Raw genomic sequence first — 16,494 nt, 5'->3', positions numbered from 1 at the left:
GTGATGAACTCCTCGACGAACGATTCGGGCGTTCGAATGTCGTGCCCGAATTCGGACGGGAGGTCGTCGGATTTCTCGTACTGTAATCGAAGAAACGTCTGCATGGCTACAAATTTCGAACGGATGGGATAATGATGGTGACGGCGTGTGAACGTCTCGCTTACTCGCCGGGGCTGTAGTTCGGCGCTTCGTCGGTGATCATCACGTCGTGTGCGTGGCTCTCCTGCTGGCCGGCGGGCGAGATGCGGACGAACTCCGAGCGCTCCTTGAACGACGGAATCGTCTCCGCGCCGACGTAGCCCATGCCGGACTGCATGCCGCCGACGAGTAGGTGGAGTTCGCTTTCGAGCGTTCCCTTGTACGGTTTCGCCGCCTCGACACCTTCGGGGACGTACTCGTCCTCGTCCTGCGGTTCGTCCTTGAGATAGCGGCTGCCGTCGCCGCTCTTCATCGCGCCGACGCTGCCCATGCCGCGGTACTGCTTGTACTTCTTGCCCTCGATGGTGATGACGCGGCCCGGTGCCTCGTCGGTCCCCGCGAAGTACGACCCGAGCATGACGGCGTCGGCACCCGCCGCGATGGACTTGATGGCGTCGCCGGAGTACCGAATCCCACCGTCGGCGATGACGGGAACGTCGTGTTGGGTCGCGACGTCGGCAACCTGCGAGATGGCGGTGATCTGTGGCATGCCGGACCCGCTGACGACGCGGGTGGTACAGATGCTTCCCGGTCCGATACCGACCTTCAGGCCGTCGGCGAAGTCCACGATGTCCTCCGCGGCTTCGCGCGTGCCGATGTTTCCGACGACGACGTCGGCATCGACCGATTCCTTGATCTCCCGTGCCCCGTCGATGACGTTCAGGTTGTGCGCGTGCGCACAATCAATGAAAAGCACGTCTGCACCCGCCTCGTCGGCGGCGACGGCGCGGTCGGTTTCGAACGGCCCGACGGCGGCACCGACGCGGAGATGGCCGTCGTCGTCGCGGATCGCCTCGCCGTACTCGCGGCGTTGGAGGACGCCCTGCATGGTGACGAGTCCGGTGAGGTGGTCCTCGTCGTCCACGATGGGAACGCGCTCGATCTTGTGTTCGTACATGAGTTCGAGCGCCTCGCGCGCGGTCACGTCCTCCATGGCGGTGATGACCTCGTCGGTCATCGCTTCCTGCACTTCGTCCTTCTCGCCGACTTCGAGGTACGGGCGGATGTCGGTGCCGGAGATGATGCCGAGCACTTCGTCGTCGTCATCGATCACGGGTGCGCCGCTGACGCCCTCGTGTGCCATCATTCGGTCCACTTCGCGAACCGTCTGTTTCGGACTCGCCGTCACGACGTCACGGATGATGAGTTCGTCGGCGTGCTTGACGCGCTCGATCTCAGCGACCATCTGGTCGACGTCCATGTTTCGATGGAGGACGCCCAGTCCGCCCTGTCGTGCCATCTCGATCGCCATATCGCTCTCCGTGACGGTGTCCATCGCCGCGGACAGGACCGGGACGTTGAGCTCGACGTTCTTCGAGACTCGGGATTTCACATCGGCGTCGTCCGGTTCGACGCGGCTCTCCTTCGGGCGCAGGAGTACGTCGTCGAAGGTGAGCGCCTCCGGTACGCGGAGTTTCTCGGAATACGGCCCGTCGTTGGTAGAATCGTTCGCCATGTAATGCAAACGGAGCGGTTACTGAAAAACGTTGCGAGATTGTGCGTTCCTGTCGTCCTAAACGTTGAATGTTATACATGCATGTGAGTATTCGGGGGGCGGCAGCCGAAAGTGTCATATATTGTCACTGAAGAACAGTTGGTGATCGGGGTTGTTTGACAAAAAAGCGCAAGCGAGACGGGCATTTTTGCGTCCATTTCGCGTTGCGTGGGGTCATTTGTCACGCAACACTTAAGCAATAATCGACAATAATTGTAAATATGGACTCTACCAGTCTCATGGCACAGCGCATTGCAGGTCGGACGAGCAGCGACTCTTTTGCTCCGATTGCAATTTTTGCCAAACTGTGCACAACACTTGTAGCGAAAGGATTTGCGGGGAATCTCCGACCGAATTCGCACGACCGGTCGCACCGCAGATACCATCACCCTTCGCCCACGGGTCAGGGTCATAGTCACTAGTCGATGAGCAGCTCACAACACCCGGTCGCCTATCGCTTAGAGCGACAAGTAGGCGGCGCGACGAAGTTGCTCGCGACGGTCATGGGACTCCCCCTCGTGGACGGCATCTTCCCGGCGATGGTGCTCGCCGGCGCGTTGAGTTCCCCGGTCGGCATCATTCAGGTCGGCCTGCTCGTCTTCGGCGGCAGCGCGACCGTCGCGGTCATCCTCGCCGAGATGGACGGCACCCCGCGTGAACAGGCGATGACCGTTCTCGCGGTCGGTGTCGTCCTCATCGCTGTCGCTGGCATCGAGGCCGCATTCGCGCCGACCATCGCGAGCGCGTTGAAGATGGAAACCTTCGAGCGCTTCGCCGCGTTGGTCATCGCCGCCATCGCCGCGAAGACCGCGAGTGCACGCATCGGAGAATATTTGCCAAGCCCCGGAGTCATCGTCGGCTTCGGCCTGCTCGCCAGCCTGCAACCCGCCGGCTTCCAAGTCAAGGCCATCGAAGCGACCCAAATCGTCCCCGCCGTCGCGGCGGCCGGGACGGGCGTCGCGTTCGCGCTCGCCATCGCACTCACCTCGCCGTGGCTGCGCGGCGTCGTGGACATCGATCGCTTCCGCTTCGGCAGCGCGGTCGCGCTGGGCGTCCTACCCCTGTCGATACTCGGCTTCGCACCGGGTCGCGCCCCGCTGTTCGTCCTCGTGGTCACCAGCCTGCTGGCGCTCGACCCCGGCGAACACGTCGAGTCGGCCGTCGAAGCGGCCGAGGAGGCCGCCGGAAAGCCGGAACCGGTCGCCGAATCGCAACCGGCCGCTGACGAGTCGCAGGCAGCCGTGACGGACGGCGGCGAGAACGCCGACGAATTCGACGATGGCGAACTCGCTGAGGAAGACTTCAGTGAAGAGACCCTCGCTGAAGTGAGGCCCGAAGAGGATGCGGACGGATCGTCTTCGGCCTACGGCTACCCCGGCGAGGAAGACGGCGGCGAACGCCGTCCGTGGCTGTAACGTCGTTCGATCGTTCCCTTTTCGGCGGTAGTATCGATCCGTAGCTGTAACGTTTTTCCCGCTCCGTCGCAGTGGTTTTCACATGCCGGATAATCGCGTCGTGCAGGGACGGATGGTAACGCCAAAGCGACTGGCCGAATTGGTAGAGGACGATTCCGTGATGGAAGCCGACCGCATCGAGGACGCCGAGCGGGAGTGTCCCGACTGCGGCGGCGATGTGCTCAAGGTCGGCTACATGCCGAGTGTCACGGCGTTCGTGACGGGATATAAATGCCAGGACTGTGATTGGGGGACGCGGGAGGAATAGAATCGAAACCCCTTTAGGCCTTTTCGACCAATCAAAATTCGCGGGGTCGTGGCCAAGCCAGGGATGGCGACTGACTCCAGAGGCTACGCGCCCGGGACGAAACTCCAGCTGATATACCGAGCGGGTGACTGATCATCGCTCGCGTTGACGACCCTCTGGAGTTCCGAGGCGCACCGGAGATATCAGTCGATCGGGGGTTCAAATCCCTCCGACCCCATTCTTATTTCGACACAAACCGACGAGCGCAGCGAGGAGTGATCGGGAAACGGACGTCGCGAACTGGGTCGAAGACGACTGCGACGTCTACATCGGCCGTGCCGATGATGGCGACAGCGGCGATCAGCGTCGACGTCGCGAGCAGCACGATCAGTAGAACGCTCAACCGTAAGCCAAAGACGGTTCGCAGGTGGAGCAGAGTTGCTATGGGAATTCAGCGGCAGTTCGCAGACACGCGGAAAGCACAGCAAGGCGATGGTTGCATCCAGATCACGGTTCCTTCGGATGTCGTTGAGGAACTCGGAATCGAGGGAGGTGACGACGTCCTTTGGACGGGCAAGGAAGGTGAGGATACGGCTGTGATTCACTTGCCGCAGCGGAATTGAGAACGTCAGCAGGAAAGCAACCTATTCTGGGAGCCGACTGACCACTTCGTTGAAAAACGGACTTACGCAGGGTTCACACCACGTCTCCCTGAACCGGGCGAGACGTCGATGTCTATCTCGATGTCGTCATAGCGAACGACTGGTCGTCGTGACTGTCCTTCCTCCACGAACTCGATTGTTGGACGTGGAGAAACCCAGTGGATATCGATGCGCAGTTCGTGGTGCGTAATCATCCTCACTCAGGAAATCTTAATACAAGCTAGAATATACTCAGATCTATGTCATCACCGATTGGAGTGAAGATATTGTCCATGTGGGCGGCTCTCGTCGGTGGTGCTATGCTCGTACTGGCAGTCATAGCAAACCCACTGTACTTTCCCTTATCCCTTGGTTCTCTTGCTGCGGCGTACGGACTCTGGAATCGCCGCTATTGGGGATTGATACTTGAAATAGTTCTCATGGCAATCGAAGGTGTGCGTGATATAGCAACTGACAACGTGCCTGGATTCGTTGTCGTTCTTTTGATCTTCGGATACCTCTATACCCAGCGACGTCACTTTTCCTAAAGCAGGTGATTACACGCTCAATCGAGTCGGGGGTTCTCCGCGCTCGACGACGCATTCGTCGGACTACTCATGATCGCGGTCGCGGACTCCCTCAGAACGGCGAGCAGGCGCGACAGTTCGCTCCTACCGACTGTCGGGTTCCTGTTCTGCATCGGGGTGGCTGGCGCGTTCTGGACCGTGCTCTAGTACACGACGACGCCGCTGGCGTTCGTACTGGTCTTGGTGCCGATCTGCTACGCGTGGGTACTTCGGGACGTCAAGGTGACCGACGAGCTTTGAGGGGGATGGTGTTGGGTACAGTGACTGGATTACGATGTCGTCACTTCCGCTCGTCCATGTTCTTCGAAAGAATAGTACAAAAATGACACAGCGACCCCCAGTAGAATCGGTGCCCACGACGGCAGACCCGGAAGTGGGAGAAACAGCACGAGGAGGAGCGCGACCAACGCAGTGATTATTCCGATCCCAAGCGTATTGACGAGGGTCTTCCACGAGACAAGCGTATCGTCGGTCATTATGTAGCTGTTATCTCCATTTCATATGAGCTTTCCGCGAGTCTCGGCGACCACGCTCACGGAATCGGCCTCAGCACGGAGTACTCCGACATCGACGTCACCGAGAGGCAACAGATCGTCAGTCAATTTTTCCACGCCGTCGGAAACGTTCGACACGCTGGGGCAGCGAACCGGAGCGACTCGGGATTTTATAGCCAAAAATCAGTAAGCGACGACCGTTCGGGGTCGTCCAAACGACTTTCTTCTATCGCCCGACGACTGCCTGTTTCAGCTCCGAAACCACCGGCGCGCCGTCCACGAGCCAGAGGATGAATACGAGGAAGTACGGCGCGAGGTAGATGCCAAGCACCATCAACTGCTGTTTCGCCGTGAGCGATTGGAAGAACGCGCCGATGATGTGGAAGGCGCGGTCGAACAGGGACACCGAGTGGTGATACGGCGGAAGAGTCACCACGGGCCACAGCACGCGGTCGAACGGCGACGCGTGGTGTTCCATGAACGCAACGATGATATCCCCGACGAGGTGCGACCAGTAGCCAACGGCGAACGCGGCACCGATGTCGGTCTTGTCGTAGTACACCCCGAGGGCGATGACGAGCAGGCCGATGGGGATGGCGACGAACACCGAGTGGGCGACGGAGTACCCCTGTGGGAAGAGGTGGAGTCCCCACGAGAGTGGTTTGTCCACGAGGTCGGGGAGTTGCGTTCCGAAGAGGGCGGCGAGCACCGCTTTCCCGGACGGCGGCGCGCGCGTCCACGCGCGGTGACCGAGCGAGTACAGGGCGTACCCGAACGCGGCGTGCCCCCACGGCATCATGGGGTGCTCACCACCGAACGGGAACGGTTGCGACCGAGTGGGAGGAATCGGGTCGTTGGTATCGTGTCCCTGTGTGAATATCTCATCACTCAGTCGGTAGTAAGTCGAGGGTTAAAAAATCCGGAGAACTAGCCACACGTTGCCCGATGTGTTCGATGACCCGTCGAACCAGTCACTGCGTGGATGGCTGTAATCGCTCGAAACGAAGCCAGGATGGGAACGGTTACTCCTTCACGGCGACTTTGCCCTTCGCGTCGACGGTCACTTCGTAGACGTCGTAGTGGAAAGTGATAGACACGTTATCGCGGGCGTCCCCGTAGCGGCGGGTTCGGAACAGCGCGTCGAGGGCGTCGCAGTTGACGGCAGTGTGGAGCGGGTTCATTCGGCTCGGTTCCTCGTCCATAACGGTGGCGATGGCTCGGACGATACCGGCGCAAGTGTGTCCGTTCGCCATCTCTTTCTCGATGTCGAAGACGTACGTCGAGGACGTTTCCGCTGGATTGTCATCACTGACATCCTCAATCTCTATTCCCATCCGTTCATCACTTGGTGAATCGACCACAGGTATACGACTATCCATCAGAGACGAACCAGTGATATAGCTATCGGCGATTTCGATAGTTGACACGACCATCGGCAGTCGTCGGGGAGGATACGGTGAGTATGGAGAGGGGGTGAGTGGGTGGAGGTCGCTCACTCGAATAGTCGTCGTTTAGTTGTCTCCCGACGCCGTTTCGGAGGTGGAAGAGAGCGACCCGGAATCCCGGACACGCTCGATTTCTATTCGACCATCGCTGTGGACCGTTACTCGATGGGGACCGTAGCGAAATTCGACGTTGCCGTCCGCTCGGGTGTCTCCCTGATGGGTCGCAGAAAAGAGGGAATCGAGCGCGTCGGGGTCGATGGTATCGTACAGTACCGGCCTGATTTCGGTCGGCGTCGTGCCTTCGTGCTCGGCAATCGCGTTGATGACTCGGATGCTGAGTCTTTCATCCTCGTTTGGGATTCCTTCGTCGGGAGCGACCATTGTATTCATCGCTACTACATATCCGCGCATAAACATAGCGAAAGAGCGTGTAGAAGTCCAGAGATCTGTATTTACCGCTTGTGGCCGGACTGCGTGTCAAATATTCTTGATCAAGTGGCTCGTTTCACTTCCGATCCGGTTTGCACAGGTTAATTCCGGTCGCGAACCAACATATCCACGAATGTCGAACCGTGGCAGTTCACGCTTACCCGGTGTGGAGGACGAACACGAGGAGTGTATCGTCCTCCACGTCGACATGGACTGCTTTTATGCCTCCTGCGAACGGCTCCGTGATCCGTCGCTACGCGGCGAACCGGTCGTCGTCGGGATGGGCTACGAGGAGGGTGAATCTCACGGTGCCGTCGCCACGGCGAGCTACGAAGCCCGCGAACACGGTGTCGAAAGCGCCCAAGCCATCGGAAAGGCGCTCGAACGACTGCCGAAAAAATCGGAGAAGAACGACGAAGCGAGCGGTGGCGAGGAGACAACCGACGACGGAGAGAGCGATACGGGCGACGGACATGACGACACGGGCGACGAAGTGCGGGGCTACTACCGCCCCGTCGATATCGAGTTCTACAAATCGGTCAGTTCGGACGTGCGTTCCATCCTCCACGACTGTGCGGACACGGTGCGCGAGGTGAGCATCGACGAGGCCTACCTCGACGTCACCGACCGAACCGCCTGGAGGGTCGCGGAGGGGTTCGCCCGACACGTCAAGAACCGGATCCAGCGCGAGGTCGGCGTCACCGCGAGCGTCGGCGTCGCGCCGAACATGAGCGCGGCGAAGATCGCGAGCGACTTCGACAAGCCCGATGGGTTGACCGAAGTCGAACCGGGCACCGTCCGGGAGTTCCTCGCGCCGCTCGACGTTGCCGAGCTACACGGAATCGGCCCGGTGACGGCCCGCACGCTCCGTGAGATGGGTATCGAAACCGCGGCCGACCTCGCCGACGCCGACCCGCGCGTTCTCGCTGATCGGTTCGGCGAACGCGGCCGGGAACTGTACCACCGAGCGCGCGGCGACGACGACCGGACGGTGACGCCGACGGGCCGCCCAAAGAGCCTCTCGCGCGAGTCGGCGTTCACCGACCCGACGACCGATACCGAGGAGAAACGAACTCGCGTCGCCAACCTCGCGGCGGCAGTCGCGGAGCGCGCCCGCGACAGGGACGCGATGTACCGCACCATCGGAGTGAAGGTCGTGACGCCGCCGTTCGACGTGCACACTCGCGCACGCTCGCTTCCGGGACCGGTGGACGAACCCGAACTCGTCGAGGAAGTCGCGCTCGATTTGCTGACCGAGTTCGACGACGACCGGGTTCGAAAGGTCGGCGTGCGCGTGTCGAACCTCCAGTTCACCGAGAGCGACCAGACCAGCCTCGACGGGTTCGAGACATCGGAATCGACAGGGAACGATCCGGATTCGGCTTCCGAACCGAACTCGTCGGCTGACGCCGACTCGTCCGATTCGTCGGACAGGTGGGACAAATGGAAGAACACGGAGAATCCGCCAGACACAACCGACTCGTCCGGGTCGTCTGACCTGGACGAGTCAACCGAGTCCGACGACAAGGATGGCCCGTCGCGGTCTCCCGACCACGATGGGCAGGTGTCGCTCTCGGATTTCTGATTTCCACTCGCTTCCGGATTTCTGATTACCCCTGCCCCGCTAGTTCGGGTATGAACAAGTTGGCGGCGGTGGGCGAGGAGCGGTGGCATCTCCCCCAACACGCCCACATCATCGTCTACGAGTCCGAGCAGGGTGACGAACTGCTCACCATCTACGACTGCGGCGCGGCACAGAAGCCGCCGTCGGCGCAGGTCATCGGCAACCTCGTCCGGGTTCGGGCGGAGCACGAACTCGAACGGACGGTCACGGGCTACGTTGTGAGTATGCGGGAGAAATCGGTGCTCGAAAAACAGGACGACGATCACTTCGTTATCGTTTCTGACGGATCCGATTAGAGCGGTTCCACGAGGTTTTCCAGCGCGGCTTTCGGGTCGTCGGCCTTTGCGACGCCGCTTGCCAGGAGAACGCCTTCAGCGCCGAGTTCCCGCGCCGCGACGAGGTCCTCGCCGGTGCTGATTCCCGCGCCACAGTAGACGCTCACGTCGTCCGAGACGGCTTCCGCGGCGGCCACGGCGTCGGTGACGATGTCCGGGTCAGCCTTGCTGACGGGCGTGCCGGTACCGATGAGTTCCGGCGGTTCGACGGCCACGGCGTCCGGTCCGAGGGCGGCGGCCGCGCCGACCTGCTCGGGGTTGTTGGCACAGACCGTCGTATCGAGACCGACACGTTCGGCGGCGTCGAGTCCGGCGTCGATGTCCGCGAGTGTGAGCCTGCATTCGGAGTGGTTGAGCATGGTGCCGGTCGCACCCGCGTCGTCGACTGCCTCCGCGAGGGTGCTCCCGGTGTGGCTGCCGTGTTCGACCGGGCTGACGTGTTGTCCCCACGTTTCGACGCCGGTGTCGGCCACGCGGGAGAGGTGGGCCGCCTGCGGTGCCACGGCGATATCGACGCCGTAGTCCTCGGCGACGTCGCGAGCGGCTTCCGCGATTTCGATTGGGCCGCACGGATACGCCTTGAGATTGACGAGTACGAACATATCCGGAGCGACTGTCGGCGCACCCAAATAGGTTCCGCCATCCCGGAAACTCGCGCGGCACGCCGGAGGGTGAAACGGTTCTTTCACTCTTCACAACCACTTTACTTATCATCTACAATTCACGAGTATGGCAGGTAGTCACAGGCAGTTGGTCGCGCTCTCGCTGGTCGTCCTCGTCGTTCTCACCGGGTGCGCCGGAATGGGCGGCAACGACGTGGCGAAGGACAACGCCGCGCACGGAAACGGTGGCGGGTCGAACCACGCCAACCGCGGGAGTTCGAACGGACAGAGCGACTCGGCTCCGCAGTCCACGCTGTCGGTCCAACAGCGGATGCTCATCCGGAACGGAAACGTCTCTCTGTCGGTCGAAGACTTCGAGGAGACGCGGACGATGCTGACCCGACTCGCCGGAAAACGTGGTGGGTTCGTCAGCGATTCGAGCCAGCGCGTCCACCGGCGGGGTAACCGGACGTGGAAGTCCGGCGAAGTCGTCTTCCGCGTCCCGAAGTCTAACTTCTCGGCGTTTTTCGATCGCGTTAAACGACAAGGCGAGGTCGCGGAATCGAACACCGGTACGGCGGACGTCACCGATCAACTGGTGGACTTGAAAGCGCGACTGACGAACCACCGATCACAGCGCGACAAACTCAGATCGCTCTACGAGAACGCGAGCGATACCGACGCCGTGCTCTCCGTCCAGAAACGCCTCTCGGACGTGCAGTCCGAAATCGAGCGATTGGAGGCGAAGCAAAAATCACTGAAGAGCCGAGTCGCCTACTCGACGGTGACGGTGAGGATGCACGAGTCGGTACCCGCTTCCGACACGAAGGTCTCCCACGAGAAGTCGTGGTACGACACGGGCGTCGTGGCGGCGTTCCTCGATTCGATCGACGGCGTCGCCGTCGTGCTCCGCGCTCTCGTCGTCGGCGCGGCGTACGCCCTCCCGTACCTCGCCGTCCTCGGAATCCCGGTCGGCGCGGTGGTCGTCTTCTGGCGACGGCAGTAACGGAAGCAGTGATCTTCGTTCTCTCTGGCTCTCGTTCGCCTCGTCGTCTACGCTTCGCGCCGGCTTCCAGCGGGACCTTCGGTCCCGCCCGGCTCACGCGACCTCGGGCAGAATTTCCTCCTCGTAAAACTCGAAGAACGATTCCTGATCGGGACCGATCTGATGGACGTACACGTGGTCGTACCCCGCGTCCGCGAACCCCTCCAGGTTCTCGATGTGCGTTTCGGGGTCCGGGTCCGTGACGATGCTCCCCTCCGCGATGTCCTCGCGGGTGACCATCTCGCAGGCCTGCTCGAAGTGGGTCGGCGTCGGCAGTTGCGAGTTGAGTTCGCCCGTGAGGGCGCTGTTGGGCCACCATTCGTGAGCCGTGTCGATGGCGTCCTCCTCGTCCTCGGCATAGCAGACCGTCATCTGGCTATATCGTGGACCCTCGCCACCCGCGTCCTCCCACGTTTCGATCACGTCCTGCGGGCCGACGCTCCAGAACCCGTCCCCGAGTTCGGCGGCGGCCCGCGCCGCCGTGTCGCCGAACGCCGAAATCACGATGTCCGGCGGCTCCTCGGGCAACGTGAAGAGGCGCGCGTTCTCGACGGTGAAGTGGTCGCCGTAGTAGCTCTGTTGTCCGCCCTGCCACAGTTTTCGGATGATCTCGATGGCCTCTTCGAGCATTTCCATCCGAACCGCGTGCTCGGGCCAGTGGTCACCCGTGACGTGCTCGTTCAGGCGTTCGCCCGTCCCGACGCCGAGCAAGAAGTCACCCTCGAACATCGTCGCGGCGGTCGCAGCGGCGTGAGCGACGTTGACCGGATGGATTCGCATGATAGGGCAGTTCACCCCGACGCCGACCGGCAGGTCGTCGGTAGCCTGTGCGATACCGCCCAGCGTGGACCAGACGAACGGAGCGTTCCCCTGTTGGCCGACCCACGGGTGGAAGTGGTCGGAGATGGAGGCGAACTCGAAACCGACCTCCTCGGCCCGGACGGCGTGCTCGACCAACTCGTTCGGTCCGTGTTCCTCGCTCGAAACCGTGTAGCCGATTTCCGTCATGCCGTTCCCCCGTCGACGGACGAATTGAATGTCATGCCACAGGCGCTACATCGCTCCTCCGCATGAGGTCTGTGGCTGAAAACGCAAGGACGGTTGTTAGCGTTGGAGACGCTCGAACCGCCTCGGACTGGGTTCGTGTGAGCGTTGTTGCTGTTCGCGTAGTTGACGGTGCTGTTGCTGCCATCGCCGCTCTTGCTGGTATTCGTGCTGTTGTGGTTGTTGCTGCTGGTCGCCGCGTTGCTGTCGTTTCCCGTACCGCCGTTCGCGTTGCAATCGCTCCTGGCGCAGTTTTCGCTGCTGTCGTCCCCCGCGAATTATCGTCCGTTCCACGTCGCTCAGTTGGTCCCCGGAGACGCCCTCCTGCCGTCCTCGCCGACCATGACCGTATCGTCGTTCCTGTTGGTGCTGATGGCGCTGTCGCCCCTGTCGTTGTTCGTGTCTTCCCCCTTGTTGGTGACGCCCTTGCTGGTGTCTTCCCCCTTGTTGACGGCGATGTTCTTGCCGTCGTTGGTGATGTTGTCCACCGTGTCGTCGTTCGTGTGATTTTCCCTGCGGTTGCTCCCCTCGGTGTCCCTGCTCCGTTCGCGGGCCACCGTATCGTTTCATCCTCGACTCCTGTCCACGACGGCTTTGGCTCTCCCGGTGCTGATGATGTGTCATTTTTGCCCAAACAGGGAACGCCGGGAACTCGCTTAGTCGTACTGGCCGCGGGTGGCCATCCTTAAGGCCGGTCGGTGACACCTCCCGATATGGAACCACGAGACCTCTCCGCGCATATCGCGTATCAGGCCGGACGGGGCATCGAGGAAGTCGCACGGGAACTCGACATGGACCCCGACGACCTCGTGAAACTCGCATCGAACGAGAACCCGTTCGGCCCGAGTCCGGCGGCGGTCGAGGCCATTCGGAACGCGGCCGGGAACGCCAGTAGCTACCCGAAAGCATCGCACACCGACCTCACCGCTCGCCTCGCCGAGCGATGGAACGTTACGCCCGAACAGATGTGGCTCGCCAACGGCGGCGACGGCGCGCTCGATTATCTCTCTCGCGCCATGCTCGACCCCGGCGATGCCGTCCTCGTCCCGACACCCGGCTTCGCCTACTACGGAATGAGCGCCCGCTACCACCACGGCGAGGTGAACGAATACCACCTCTCGCCCGACGACGGCTTCGCGCTGACCGCCGAGACCGTCCTTTCGGACTACGACGGCGAGCGAATCGTCTACCTGACCAGCCCACACAACCCGTCCGGCGGGCGGTTCTCGTTGGACGCGGTGGCGGAAATCGCCGAGGAAACCGGCGACGACACGCTCGTCCTCGTGGACGAGGCCTACGGCGAGTACGCCGATGCGCCGAGCGCGATTTCCCTACTCTCGGAGCGCGATGACAGCGACGCATCTCCCGATGTGTCTGGCAATCGCACGGAGCGCGATGATATTGCAGTCCTCCGGACTTTCTCGAAGGCCTACGGGCTGGCGGGCGTCCGGCTTGGCTACGCCGTCGTCCCCGAGGAGTGGGCCGACGCGTACGCGCGGGTGAACACGCCCTTCGCCGCCAGCGAACTCGCCTGCCGGGGCGGCCTCGCGGCGCTCACCGACGACGAACACGTCGAGAAATCCGTCGAAACGGCTCGCTGGGCGCGCGAGTACATCTACGACAACCTCGACGCGCCGACGTGGGAAGCCCACGGCAACTTAGTCCTCGCGGACGTCGGCGACGGGGAGGCGAGCGCGGTGGCCGACGCGGTACAGGAACGCGGCGTCATCCTCCGCGACTGCACGAGTTTCGGACTCCCGAACTGCGTGCGCATCACCTGCGGAACGAAGGAGGAAACGCGCCGCGCCGTCCGCGAACTCAACGAGGTGCTCTCCTCGTGAGGGTCGCCGTCACCGGGACGCCCGGAACCGGGAAAACGACCGCGACGGAACTGGTCGAATCCGACCTCGACGTCGTCCACCTGAACGACGCAATCCGTGAGGAAGGGCTTCACGACGGCGAAGACGAGGAGCGCGGAAGCCTGTACGCGAACCTCGACGCGATTCGTGAATGGTTGGCGTCTCAGGGTGACGACCTGCTCGTCGATTCGCATTTGGCCCACCATTTCGATGCGGACCGGGTCGTCGTACTGCGCTGTCATCCCGAGGAGCTGTCGAAGCGGCTGCGTGAGCGAGGTGAGTCGGACGCGAAGGCGGAGGAGAACGCCGAGAGCGAAGCCCTGGACGTGATCCTCTCCGAAACGGTCGCGGAACACGGTCCCGATTCGACTTACGAAATCGACACGACCGACCGGACGCCCGAGGCCGTCGCGTCGGACATCGAAGCCGTCATCCGAGGGGAGCGTGCGCCTTCGGCTGGAACCGTCGATTATCTGGAGTACCTCTAATGCTCGACCAACTTCGCCCCGTCGCAAACCGCGCGCTTCGACCGTTCGTCTCGGCCTCGACGAGCCTCGGATTGACGCCCAACGCGGTGAGCATCATCGCGTTCGTCCTCGCCGGTGGTGCCGGGGTGGCGTTCTACTTCGGCCCGGACGTGCCCATCTGGTACCTCGTCGGTGCCATCCTCGTCTTCCTGAACGGCTGGCTCGACATCCTCGACGGTGCGCTCGCCCGCGAACTCGGTACCGACTCGCCCGCAGGCGACCTGCTCGACCACGTTCTCGACCGCTACGCCGACATCATCCTCATCGTCGGATTCGCGGCGGGAATTGGGGATTTCGTGCTCGGACTCGCCGCCGTGACGGGCGTGCTGATGACGTCGTATCTCGGCACGCAAGCCCAAGCGGTCGGATTGGATCGCGTGTACGGTGGACTGCTCGGCCGTGCGGATCGGTTGGCGCTCATCGGCGTCGTCGGTGCGGTCGCCGCGTTCGTCCAGTCCGTCGGCGGCTACTCGTTGGTCGCCCTGTTGCTCGTCTTGTTCGCCGTCGTGGGGCACCTGACGGCGCTCCAGCGCTTTTACTACTCCTGGCGTGCCTTGGCCTGACGTGGCGTGCCATTTATGAGTCGAGGCGGTAAAGGTCAACGTATGGTTCAGTGTGAGATGTGCGGTGCCGAAACGGCGTCTCCCAAGACTATCAAAGTCGAAGGTGCGGAACTGGACGTGTGCGACAACTGTTCCGACTTCGGAACGGAGGTCAAGACACAGCAGACGTCCACCACCTCGACCAAGTATTCGACGTCCTCGTCGTCCTCGGGTGATTCGAGCACCGGCACCGGTAGTTCAGGGTCGTCCGGCGGGCGCTCGCGCCGCCACGACATGTTCGACGACATGGAGGAGATTGCACAGGATTACGACGACAGAATCCGAAACGCGCGTGAATCCACCGGTCTGAGTCAGGAGGACCTCGCCAAGGAACTCAACGAGAAGGCGAGCCTCATCCGGAAACTCGAACACGGAGACATGCTACCGAACGACAGCGTGCAGAAGAAACTGGAGAAGAAACTCGATATCACCCTCACGACGGGCAGTTCCGGCGCTGACGACGAGGAGTGGAGCGGCGGCAGTTCCACCGGCAGCTACACCCTCGGCGACGTCGTCAAGCGCAAGGACTGAACGCCGAGTTCTATCGCTATCTTCGTTTTCCACCGTTCGTGAGCGACAGGTGAGTCATTTTCACCGTCCAAGCCCGGCCGTGGAAACCCCATGACGTCGATGTCGACCCGAAACCCGTATCGCTACCCGTGGAAGAACCGCCGACTCGATTCGACGCTGACGAGGTCGAGTCCACCGTCGAACGTGATTTCGACCGATTGGTGTGGTTCGACCGGACAGACGGTGTGGTCGTCCGCGAGGAGTTCCACACCGTCCTCGTCGCGTTCGACGGTCAGCGTGACCGGACCGCGGAGCACCCAGTTATCGACGTGGATGGCGAACGGCGCGACCGGAACGACGGAGAGGATGTCCGATCCCTGTTGGACGACCGGCCCGCCCGCGTCGTGTGCGTAGCCCTGACTGCCGACGGGGGTCGCGACGACCACGGCATCGGCCCTGAACTGGGACACCTGTTCGTCCTCGATTCGGACGCCGTATTCGGAGATTCGAACGGGCTCGCTCGTCACGAGCGTCGTATCGAACAGTGCCCGTGCGACGTGCTCGCCATCGACCGCAATCGAGAGCAGGGGTCGGTCCACCGTCGTCCACTGCTCCGCGAGAAGGTCGTCGATTGCAGCCTCGATATCCGGCGAGGCGACGCTCTCCACGCCTGCACCGGCATCGACGGGGAAGACGGGGACCGACACGCCCGCACGGACGAGATCGGTGACGGCGTGCTCGCCGTCCGCGACGACGACCGTCGGCTCCACGTCGAGGACGGATCGGGCATCATCGTTCGCGGTTCGTTTCGGCTCGTCACCGAGCGCGTCGTCGATGCGGTCCGCGAACGAGTCTCGACCGGTGACGATTCCTACGTGCATTTCGGCCTCCCTCGGCCGTGGTCGCGTCGGAGATTCATTACCTAAAGAATCTCACTCCGACCTGAAAAGGATACCGCGCTCGTCCCCCGAGAAAGGGGCAAAAACGAACGACGGGTCAGTCGTCGTACGGTCAGTCGTCGTACGGTCAGTCGTCGTACGATCAGTTGTCGACGATCAGTCGTCGTACGGCCAGTCGCCGATGATCTTCATCCCTGCGGCCTGATCTTCGGCTTCGAGTGCATCGGCGATTTCCCGGGGATCCTTGTGCTCGACTTCGTAGTCGTCGCTGGCGAGGTGTACCGCGAGGTCCGTCAGCAGGATGGCTTGCTCGCGGAGGTCGCGGATTTCGAGTTTGTCCAGCGTGTCCGCGAAGGTGTGCCCCCAGCCGCGGCCCTCGTCGCCCGTCTCGCTGCCGACGTGATAGCCCGGCACGCCCCACTGGACGAACGGCCAGTGGTCGCTGTGCGGTCCCTGG

General features: G+C 62.2%; 21 protein-coding genes and 1 tRNA gene. 12 read left to right on the top strand and 10 right to left on the bottom strand.

Annotated elements, in window-relative coordinates; translation table 11 throughout:
- Window positions 1-160: 160 nt before the first annotated feature.
- The gene (gene guaB / locus WBV42_RS02480; protein WP_423984630.1) at window positions 161-1,654 is read right to left on the bottom strand and encodes an IMP dehydrogenase; all 1,494 of its coding nucleotides are present in this window, start codon (window positions 1,652-1,654) and stop codon (window positions 161-163) included.
- Window positions 1,655-2,118: 464 nt separating this feature from the next.
- On the opposite strand from guaB, the gene WBV42_RS02475 reads away from it, so the two are divergent.
- From WBV42_RS02475 to WBV42_RS02455, 5 genes are all read left to right on the top strand, one after another.
- Window positions 2,119-3,108 carry a DUF5794 domain-containing protein gene (locus tag WBV42_RS02475; RefSeq protein WP_423984629.1) on the top strand — a complete coding sequence of 330 codons (990 nt, stop codon included), beginning with the start codon at window positions 2,119-2,121 and terminating at the stop codon, window positions 3,106-3,108.
- An 82-nt stretch (window positions 3,109-3,190) separates the two neighbouring features.
- On the top strand, window positions 3,191-3,415 hold the full coding sequence (locus tag WBV42_RS02470) for a DUF5795 family protein (protein ID WP_423984628.1): 225 nt from the start codon (window positions 3,191-3,193) through the stop codon (window positions 3,413-3,415).
- Between the two features lie 42 nt (window positions 3,416-3,457).
- A tRNA-Trp gene (locus WBV42_RS02465) sits at window positions 3,458-3,632 on the top strand.
- A gap of 205 nt (window positions 3,633-3,837) precedes the next feature.
- Window positions 3,838-4,017, top strand: coding sequence for an AbrB/MazE/SpoVT family DNA-binding domain-containing protein (locus tag WBV42_RS02460; protein ID WP_423984627.1), 180 nt, complete (start codon window positions 3,838-3,840; stop codon window positions 4,015-4,017).
- Window positions 4,018-4,295: 278 nt separating this feature from the next.
- Window positions 4,296-4,583: a hypothetical protein gene (locus tag WBV42_RS02455; RefSeq protein WP_423984626.1), complete on the top strand. Its 288-nt coding sequence runs from the start codon at window positions 4,296-4,298 to the stop codon at window positions 4,581-4,583.
- Between the two features lie 759 nt (window positions 4,584-5,342).
- On the opposite strand, the gene WBV42_RS02450 is transcribed toward WBV42_RS02455, so the two are convergent.
- From WBV42_RS02450 to WBV42_RS02440, 3 genes are all read right to left on the bottom strand, one after another.
- Window positions 5,343-5,915 (bottom strand): metal-dependent hydrolase, encoded by a 573-nt coding sequence (locus WBV42_RS02450; RefSeq protein WP_423984625.1) that lies wholly within the window; start codon window positions 5,913-5,915, stop codon window positions 5,343-5,345.
- A gap of 223 nt (window positions 5,916-6,138) precedes the next feature.
- Complete coding sequence (locus WBV42_RS02445; protein WP_423984624.1) at window positions 6,139-6,450, bottom strand: HalOD1 output domain-containing protein; 312 nt, start codon at window positions 6,448-6,450, stop codon at window positions 6,139-6,141.
- 177 nt (window positions 6,451-6,627) lie between these two features.
- Window positions 6,628-6,942, bottom strand: coding sequence for a HalOD1 output domain-containing protein (locus WBV42_RS02440; protein ID WP_423984623.1), 315 nt, complete (start codon window positions 6,940-6,942; stop codon window positions 6,628-6,630).
- Window positions 6,943-7,123: 181 nt separating this feature from the next.
- Here WBV42_RS02440 and WBV42_RS02435 point away from each other — a divergent pair, with 181 nt between their 5' ends.
- A complete protein-coding gene (locus WBV42_RS02435) occupies window positions 7,124-8,575 on the top strand; it encodes a DNA polymerase Y family protein (protein ID WP_423984622.1) in 1,452 nt (483 codons plus the stop codon).
- A gap of 50 nt (window positions 8,576-8,625) precedes the next feature.
- Window positions 8,626-8,910, top strand: a complete 285-nt coding sequence (locus tag WBV42_RS02430; protein WP_423984621.1) for a hypothetical protein — start codon at window positions 8,626-8,628, stop codon at window positions 8,908-8,910.
- Here the strand turns inward: WBV42_RS02430 and tpiA are convergent.
- Window positions 8,907-9,551: a triose-phosphate isomerase gene (gene tpiA, locus WBV42_RS02425; RefSeq protein WP_423984620.1), complete on the bottom strand. Its 645-nt coding sequence runs from the start codon at window positions 9,549-9,551 to the stop codon at window positions 8,907-8,909. The two genes, WBV42_RS02430 and tpiA, sit on opposite strands and share 4 nt — an antisense overlap.
- 127 nt (window positions 9,552-9,678) lie before the next feature.
- Between tpiA and WBV42_RS02420 the strand changes: the two genes are divergently transcribed.
- Window positions 9,679-10,557, top strand: coding sequence for a DUF4349 domain-containing protein (locus tag WBV42_RS02420; protein WP_423984619.1), 879 nt, complete (start codon window positions 9,679-9,681; stop codon window positions 10,555-10,557).
- A gap of 93 nt (window positions 10,558-10,650) precedes the next feature.
- On the opposite strand, the gene WBV42_RS02415 is transcribed toward WBV42_RS02420, so the two are convergent.
- From WBV42_RS02415 to WBV42_RS02405, 3 genes are all read right to left on the bottom strand, one after another.
- Entirely contained in the window at window positions 10,651-11,604 is a 954-nt protein-coding gene (locus WBV42_RS02415; RefSeq protein ID WP_423984618.1) for a TIGR03557 family F420-dependent LLM class oxidoreductase, read from the bottom strand.
- A 96-nt stretch (window positions 11,605-11,700) separates the two neighbouring features.
- A complete protein-coding gene (locus tag WBV42_RS02410; RefSeq protein ID WP_423984617.1) occupies window positions 11,701-11,934 on the bottom strand; it encodes a hypothetical protein in 234 nt (77 codons plus the stop codon).
- 5 nt (window positions 11,935-11,939) lie between these two features.
- On the bottom strand, window positions 11,940-12,197 hold the full coding sequence (locus WBV42_RS02405) for a hypothetical protein (protein WP_423984616.1): 258 nt from the start codon (window positions 12,195-12,197) through the stop codon (window positions 11,940-11,942).
- 156 nt (window positions 12,198-12,353) lie between these two features.
- Between WBV42_RS02405 and hisC the strand changes: the two genes are divergently transcribed.
- The 4 genes from hisC to WBV42_RS02385 are packed head-to-tail and all read left to right on the top strand — an operon-like array spanning window position 12,354 to window position 15,159.
- Complete coding sequence (hisC, locus tag WBV42_RS02400) at window positions 12,354-13,481, top strand: histidinol-phosphate transaminase (RefSeq protein ID WP_423984615.1); 1,128 nt, start codon at window positions 12,354-12,356, stop codon at window positions 13,479-13,481.
- Complete coding sequence (locus WBV42_RS02395; protein WP_423984614.1) at window positions 13,478-13,987, top strand: adenylate kinase family protein; 510 nt, start codon at window positions 13,478-13,480, stop codon at window positions 13,985-13,987. Before hisC ends, WBV42_RS02395 begins: the two co-directional genes overlap by 4 nt.
- The gene (locus WBV42_RS02390) at window positions 13,987-14,589 is read left to right on the top strand and encodes a CDP-alcohol phosphatidyltransferase family protein (protein WP_423984613.1); all 603 of its coding nucleotides are present in this window, start codon (window positions 13,987-13,989) and stop codon (window positions 14,587-14,589) included. The genes WBV42_RS02395 and WBV42_RS02390 overlap by 1 nt, the downstream gene beginning before the upstream one ends.
- Before the next feature lie 42 nt (window positions 14,590-14,631).
- Window positions 14,632-15,159: a multiprotein bridging factor aMBF1 gene (locus tag WBV42_RS02385; protein WP_423984612.1), complete on the top strand. Its 528-nt coding sequence runs from the start codon at window positions 14,632-14,634 to the stop codon at window positions 15,157-15,159.
- 122 nt (window positions 15,160-15,281) lie between these two features.
- Here the strand turns inward: WBV42_RS02385 and WBV42_RS02380 are convergent, their stop codons facing one another.
- A complete protein-coding gene (locus WBV42_RS02380) occupies window positions 15,282-16,019 on the bottom strand; it encodes an ATP-NAD kinase (RefSeq protein ID WP_423984611.1) in 738 nt (245 codons plus the stop codon).
- A gap of 174 nt (window positions 16,020-16,193) precedes the next feature.
- On the bottom strand, window positions 16,194-16,494 hold a 301-nt coding region (locus WBV42_RS02375), incomplete at its 5' end, for a M28 family peptidase (RefSeq protein WP_423984610.1).

The sequence above is a fragment of the Haladaptatus sp. genome (assembly GCF_049589095.1).
GTDB lineage: Archaea > Halobacteriota > Halobacteria > Halobacteriales > Haladaptataceae > Haladaptatus.
This window is presented reverse-complemented; position numbering and strand designations above follow the sequence as displayed.

Bases quoted from the DNA above. Each gene is read 5' to 3' on its own strand.
- WBV42_RS02450 (WP_423984625.1), bottom strand. From the start codon at position 5,915: ATGATGCCGTGGGGGCACGCCGCGTTCGGGTACGCCCTGTACTCGCTC.
- WBV42_RS02460 (WP_423984627.1), top strand. From the start codon at position 3,838: ATGGGAATTCAGCGGCAGTTCGCAGACACGCGGAAAGCACAGCAAGGC.
- WBV42_RS02445 (WP_423984624.1), bottom strand. From the start codon at position 6,450: ATGGGAATAGAGATTGAGGATGTCAGTGATGACAATCCAGCGGAAACG.
- hisC (WP_423984615.1), top strand. From the start codon at position 12,354: ATGGAACCACGAGACCTCTCCGCGCATATCGCGTATCAGGCCGGACGG.
- WBV42_RS02435 (WP_423984622.1), top strand. From the start codon at position 7,124: ATGTCGAACCGTGGCAGTTCACGCTTACCCGGTGTGGAGGACGAACAC.
- guaB (WP_423984630.1), bottom strand. From the start codon at position 1,654: ATGGCGAACGATTCTACCAACGACGGGCCGTATTCCGAGAAACTCCGC.
- WBV42_RS02380 (WP_423984611.1), bottom strand. From the start codon at position 16,019: ATGCACGTAGGAATCGTCACCGGTCGAGACTCGTTCGCGGACCGCATC.
- tpiA (WP_423984620.1), bottom strand. From the start codon at position 9,551: ATGTTCGTACTCGTCAATCTCAAGGCGTATCCGTGCGGCCCAATCGAA.
- WBV42_RS02475 (WP_423984629.1), top strand. From the start codon at position 2,119: ATGAGCAGCTCACAACACCCGGTCGCCTATCGCTTAGAGCGACAAGTA.
- WBV42_RS02420 (WP_423984619.1), top strand. From the start codon at position 9,679: ATGGCAGGTAGTCACAGGCAGTTGGTCGCGCTCTCGCTGGTCGTCCTC.
- WBV42_RS02385 (WP_423984612.1), top strand. From the start codon at position 14,632: ATGGTTCAGTGTGAGATGTGCGGTGCCGAAACGGCGTCTCCCAAGACT.
- WBV42_RS02470 (WP_423984628.1), top strand. From the start codon at position 3,191: ATGCCGGATAATCGCGTCGTGCAGGGACGGATGGTAACGCCAAAGCGA.
- WBV42_RS02455 (WP_423984626.1), top strand. From the start codon at position 4,296: ATGTCATCACCGATTGGAGTGAAGATATTGTCCATGTGGGCGGCTCTC.
- WBV42_RS02415 (WP_423984618.1), bottom strand. From the start codon at position 11,604: ATGACGGAAATCGGCTACACGGTTTCGAGCGAGGAACACGGACCGAAC.
- WBV42_RS02390 (WP_423984613.1), top strand. From the start codon at position 13,987: ATGCTCGACCAACTTCGCCCCGTCGCAAACCGCGCGCTTCGACCGTTC.
- WBV42_RS02430 (WP_423984621.1), top strand. From the start codon at position 8,626: ATGAACAAGTTGGCGGCGGTGGGCGAGGAGCGGTGGCATCTCCCCCAA.
- WBV42_RS02440 (WP_423984623.1), bottom strand. From the start codon at position 6,942: ATGGTCGCTCCCGACGAAGGAATCCCAAACGAGGATGAAAGACTCAGC.